Below are 4869 nucleotides of genomic sequence, written 5' to 3'. Positions count from 1 at the left end.
CTATGGGGATTTGAGCGCCGCAGGCGAGATGGTTGATGGAGTTCGAACCGGTGCAGCGAGCGGCACGACGCTGGCGCTATCATTGAATGAGCGGTGGGCGGCGTCGAACGCGATCAATGATCGACGGATGGGCGACGACCGATGAGCGTTTGGGTGCGTACGGCCGTGGCCGGTCGATGAGCGGCGGGCATGACGAGCAGCTTTGCAGAATGGCAGATGTGGCGTCATGAGGTGTCGATCCTGATGATGCTGGTTGGCGCGGTCGGTCGGTGGCGCGGCGTTGCGCCTCGCTCAAAGACCTCGATGACGATCATGCGGCCGCCGCAGCATGGACATGGTGGTTTGTCGGTGTCGCCGACGGTCTCGGTGGGCGCATTCTCACGATTCTTGACGGCGAGCAGCTCGCGCGCGCGTGCGACGTTGTCGGCGCAGGTCCCTCGTGCGAGCAGGCCGTAGTGGCGGATGCGGTGGAGACCCTTTGGCAGCACATGGATGAGGAAGCGGCGGATGAACTCGTCTGTGGCGAGCTTCATTGGCTTTTGACGGTCGCGGCCCTCGAGGCGGTAATCCTTCCACCTGAAAGTGACGCCGTGCTGGTCGAGGGCGATCAGGCGGCTGTTGGCGATGGCGACGCGGTGGGTGTAACGCGAGAGATAGGCCAGCACGGCCTGTGGACCGCCGAACGGCCGCTTGGCATAGACGACCCATTCCGTCTTGCGCGACGCTGCAAGCAATGCGGCGAATGATTGTGCTCCGGCGAGCTGAGCGTCGTTACCGAAGAAGCTCAGGCGGCCGGCCTGGTGGAGCGCGGCAAGGCGACCTAGGAACAGCCGCCGGAACAGGCGTGAGAGCACGCGTACCGGCAGGAAGAACCCCGGGCGGCAGGACACCCAACTCTGGCCATCGGGCGAGATGCCGCCGCCGGGCACGATCATGTGGACATGCGGGTGATGGGTCATGGCCGAGCCCCAGGTATGCAGCACGGAGGTGATGCCGATCCTGGCGCCGAGGTGCTTCGGGTCTGCGGCGATCGTCAGCATCGTCTCTGCCGAGACCTTGAACAGCAGGTCGTAGAGGACGGCCTTGTTCTGGTAGGCGATGTCGGCGATCCGAGCCGGCAGCGTGAACACGACGTGATAATACGGCACCGGCAACAGCTCGGCTTCGCGATCGGCGAGCCACTGCTTGGCCGCGGCGCCTTGGCACTTCGGGCAGTGCCGGTTGCAGCAGGAATTGTAGGCGATGGACGTGTAGGCGCAGTCCTCGCAGCGCGCGACATGGCCGCCGAGGGCTGCCGTGCGGCAGTTCTCGATCGCCGACATTACCTTCAACTGGTCGAGGCTGACATGGCCGGCATGGGCCTGCCGCCATGCCGGACCACGGTCGCGGAAAATATCCGCAACCTCCAGAGCCGGACGAGACACCGGCCCCGCGTCAGCCGGGCGGCCCGGCCTCCTTCAACTTGAGCGCAATGTGCTCCAGCGGGCTCATCACCTCGCTGATCGTCTTGGTGGCGACACGAGTATAGAGCGCCGTGGTGTCGAGCTTGGCGTGACCGAGCAGCACCTGGATCACGCGGACGTCGATGTTCTGCTCGAGCAGATGGGTGGCGAAGCTGTGTCTCAGGGTGTGCAGCGAGACGCGCTTGCTGATCTCCGCCATCTGGGCGGCGGCATGACAGGCGCGATTGAGCTGGCGCGTCGTCATGGGCTGGGCCGGATCGCGGCCCGGGAATAGCCAGCCCTGCGGGCGTGCCGCCTTCCACCAGGCGCGCAGCAGGTTTAGCAGGTGCGGCGAGAGCATGACGTTACGATCCTTGCCACCCTTGCCTTGCTCCACGCGGATGATCATCCGCTTGCTGTCGATGTCGGAGATCTTGAGCGAGACTACTTCGGCGGCACGCAGGCCGGCGCCATAGGCCACGCTGAGCGCCGCCTTGTATTTGAGCCCGGGCGCGGCATCGAGCAGCCGCGCCACTTCCTCGGGGCTCAGTACCACCGGCAGCTTGCGCGGCTCGTGAACGACATGGGTGTGCTCGATGATCTCGTGGCGCTTGAGCGTGACCCGGAAGAAGAACCGCAACGTCGAGACGGTCTGCTTGATGGTCGGCACGCCGACACCGCTCGATGCCAAATGGACTTGGTAGCGCCGTACATCCTCGAAGCTCGCCGTATCCGGCGATCGCCCCAGGAACACCGCGAAGTTCTTGATTCTTTGCACATAGTCATGTTGGGTCTTCGGCGCGAACTTGCGGATCGTCATGTCTTCGATCATGCGCCGGCGCAGCGGGCTCACTGCCTCGTCGGTCATGGGGATGCTCCTGTTTTGAGTGAAGGTTGCGAACCTCTCATCTCAAAACAGGACGCCCCTTTACGCTGTCGTCTCGGCTGCGCTGCCAGCCGCAGCGTCCTACCGCGCGAGCGGTTTAGTCCCTTGACCCATACGGGAAGTGCGCCGTTTGACGACCGGTCACTGTTATGTCGCAAGTATTGCACCAAACCGGTAGAGTCATCGCTTGAGGGTCCAGCGACAAGCAAGATCACCTAGGTCTTATGCGGCACCGCTTCGGCCTCGACAGCCGCAACAAGCTCGGGCGCAAGGTGCGCGGACAAACGTTGAATGATATTGAGTATAGCTGTAAGATTTCCTGCTCACGCAAGGCATCAATCTTATTGTGCAGCAATTCGATTTCGAGTTCAGCCTTCACATTTATTCGGTAGTCGTGTTCTGCGTGCCTGCGGTCAATCTCGGATTGACGGTTCTGACTCGTCATGATGATGGGCGCTGCGTGGGCTGCTTGAAAAGAAAGAACTAAGTTCAGCAAGATGAAGGGATAAGGATCCCAATGATTGATGAATGCCAGCATGTTCAGAACGATCGATGCCAAGTAGTACGCTCTGGATGATAATGAAACGCCAGGAGCCAACCGTTTCGGCCACCCGGTCAGCCAGGATCGCTCCCGGAGCTAGGGCAGGTTTGGGTGTGTTGCGCGCCGGCTTTTGCGCCCGAAGTTCTTGCAATCGCTGCTGATCCTCGAGACTTAGGTGTATTTTGTGGCTTTGCTCGCTGTTCATTTGCATCCCCAGTAAAAATCTGGGCGAGTAAGCGCCTTTTATTGCTCGCCGCTCTACGGTCATACTAGGGTCATTCCGTGCCGATGTCGCTTATTGGGCCTACAGCCGACTTGCCGCCAGCAGCCATTCCAGGACCGCATGTGACCTGTATGGTCCGGCCGCGCGTTGCAAGAGTTTCGTCGATCTAGTGGTAAGCGGTCTTGCATCAATGTATCCGGTCTCTAGTTGGAGCTGTTGTGCTCCGGACCATCATGGATATCAGCGCGCGTGCGACCTAATTAGCGGACAGGCCTCGATTGGACCATTTGGGTCACCAGTGTTCGCATGCGCCGGGAAGACCGGAAGACCGAACCTCCATCTCGTCTCATCCTCTCGCAGACCTCGGCTGGAAACTGTTGATAGGGTTACGTCATCGCCTGCTCCTCATGTCGCGCGGTTCCTTTGTTCGAGCCAAGGGCCGTTCCTTCGTCCCGACCCGCAGAGCGTCGATCGCGTCGCGCGCAGGGGCGGTCAAGGCCGGCCGTCTGCGCTTGGCTTGCGGCTGGCTCCGGCGTGGCCAGGCTGCGCCTTGACCGCGCCGAGCAGGGCGCGAGGATCAAGCGGGTCGGACGGCTGCATCGTCGGTCCTCGTCAGTTCGAAGGCGCGTCCTTTAGCCAGCACCGCCCAGGCGATGCGAGCAAGCTTGTTGGCGAGCGCGATCGCCAGCACGTTGTGGTGCAACCGCCTCTTGGCGGCTTCGATCCAGGATTTGAGTCCGTAACGTTCCCAGTTCTTTATCCTGACCAGCACAACCCATGCCGCCTGCACGAACAGAACGCGCAGGTAGCGATTGCCGCGCCTCGAGATTTTGCCGAGGATCGTGCGATCTCCCGTCGAGATCTGCTTGGGCACCAGTCCGAGCCAGGCGCCGAAGTCGCGGCCTTTGGAAAAGACCTCTCCAGCGCCGATCGCGGCCACCATGGCACTCGAAATGATCGGCCCGACGCCAGGCACCGTCATCAGGCGCGAACAGGCCTGATCTTGATGGGCCAGTGCTTCGATCTCGCCGGATAGGCCATCGATACGCTGATCCAGTCGGCGCCAGTCGCCTGCCAACTCCTCGATGACACGCAACATGCGTGGCGACAGGGCATCGGTGCGCGTCGCAAGGATGGTGGGCAGTTCCGTGCGCAGGAAGCCGATACCCTGGCGCACGGCGATCCCCCGTTCCAGCATGAGGCGCGAATCTGGTTCATGATGCCGGTGCGTTGTGACACCAGCCGTTCGCGCACCCGATGCAGCGCCTGCAGATCCAGTTGCTCTGCGGTCTTGGTCGCCACGAACTTCATCGTCGGGCGCTGCACGGCTTCGGCAATCGCTTCGGCATCATTGAAGTCGTTCTTCTGTCCCCTTGCTATAGGGACGAACATATTTGGCCGGCATCAACCTGGCATCGTGACCAAGCGATGCGAGTTTGCGGCTCAAGTGATGTGCGCCGACGCAGGCTTCCATGCCGATCAGGCAAGGCGGTATATTGGCGAGCCGCACTTCCACTTGGCCCCGCGACCATTTTTGCCGCAGCACGATGGCGCCGCGTGCATCGTGGCCCACGACGTGGAACGAGTTCTTGCCGATATCGACGCCGATCACGGCGACTGTGGTATTGGGGGTCTGAGACATGGCGTGCTCCTTGTTTTGGCGCCCCTGGCCAGCTTATCGCTGGCGGGGCAGGAGCACGGCCGGACCATCCCATTCTGATGTCCCCAGTCAAGCACACAACGCACGGTTTCCCATCTCCACGAGGCTTATCGTGAA

General features: G+C 61.8%; 4 protein-coding genes and 1 pseudogene. All 5 read right to left on the bottom strand.

All coding sequences use genetic code 11. From position 1 onward, the window contains the following. Positions 1-224: 224 nt before the first annotated feature. Positions 225-1424, bottom strand: a complete 1200-nt coding sequence (locus IVB13_RS16885) for an IS91 family transposase (protein WP_247489741.1) — start codon at positions 1422-1424, stop codon at positions 225-227. A 10-nt stretch (positions 1425-1434) separates the two neighbouring features. Then, positions 1435-2310 (bottom strand): tyrosine-type recombinase/integrase, encoded by an 876-nt coding sequence (locus tag IVB13_RS16880; RefSeq protein ID WP_247489739.1) that lies wholly within the window; start codon positions 2308-2310, stop codon positions 1435-1437. A 229-nt stretch (positions 2311-2539) separates the two neighbouring features. Next, on the bottom strand, positions 2540-2824 hold the full coding sequence (locus IVB13_RS16875) for a DUF1003 domain-containing protein (RefSeq protein WP_247489743.1): 285 nt from the start codon (positions 2822-2824) through the stop codon (positions 2540-2542). After that, positions 2742-3074 (bottom strand): hypothetical protein, encoded by a 333-nt coding sequence (locus IVB13_RS16870; protein WP_247489745.1) that lies wholly within the window; start codon positions 3072-3074, stop codon positions 2742-2744. Before IVB13_RS16870 ends, IVB13_RS16875 begins: the two co-directional genes overlap by 83 nt. 595 nt (positions 3075-3669) lie before the next feature. After that, a pseudogene (locus IVB13_RS16865) lies at positions 3670-4734 on the bottom strand (IS110 family transposase). Positions 4735-4869 lie beyond the last annotated feature (135 nt).

The organism is Bradyrhizobium sp. 17 (assembly GCF_023073515.1).
GTDB lineage: Bacteria > Pseudomonadota > Alphaproteobacteria > Rhizobiales > Xanthobacteraceae > Bradyrhizobium > Bradyrhizobium canariense_D.
Note: the sequence above shows the minus strand (reverse complement) of the source record. Positions and strands in the feature narration are given on the sequence as shown.

Excerpts from the sequence above, each read along its gene's own strand:
- IVB13_RS16880 (WP_247489739.1), bottom strand. The coding sequence starts at position 2,310 with ATGACCGACGAGGCAGTGAGCCCGCTGCGCCGGCGCATGATCGAAGAC.
- IVB13_RS16870 (WP_247489745.1), bottom strand. The coding sequence starts at position 3,074 with ATGAACAGCGAGCAAAGCCACAAAATACACCTAAGTCTCGAGGATCAG.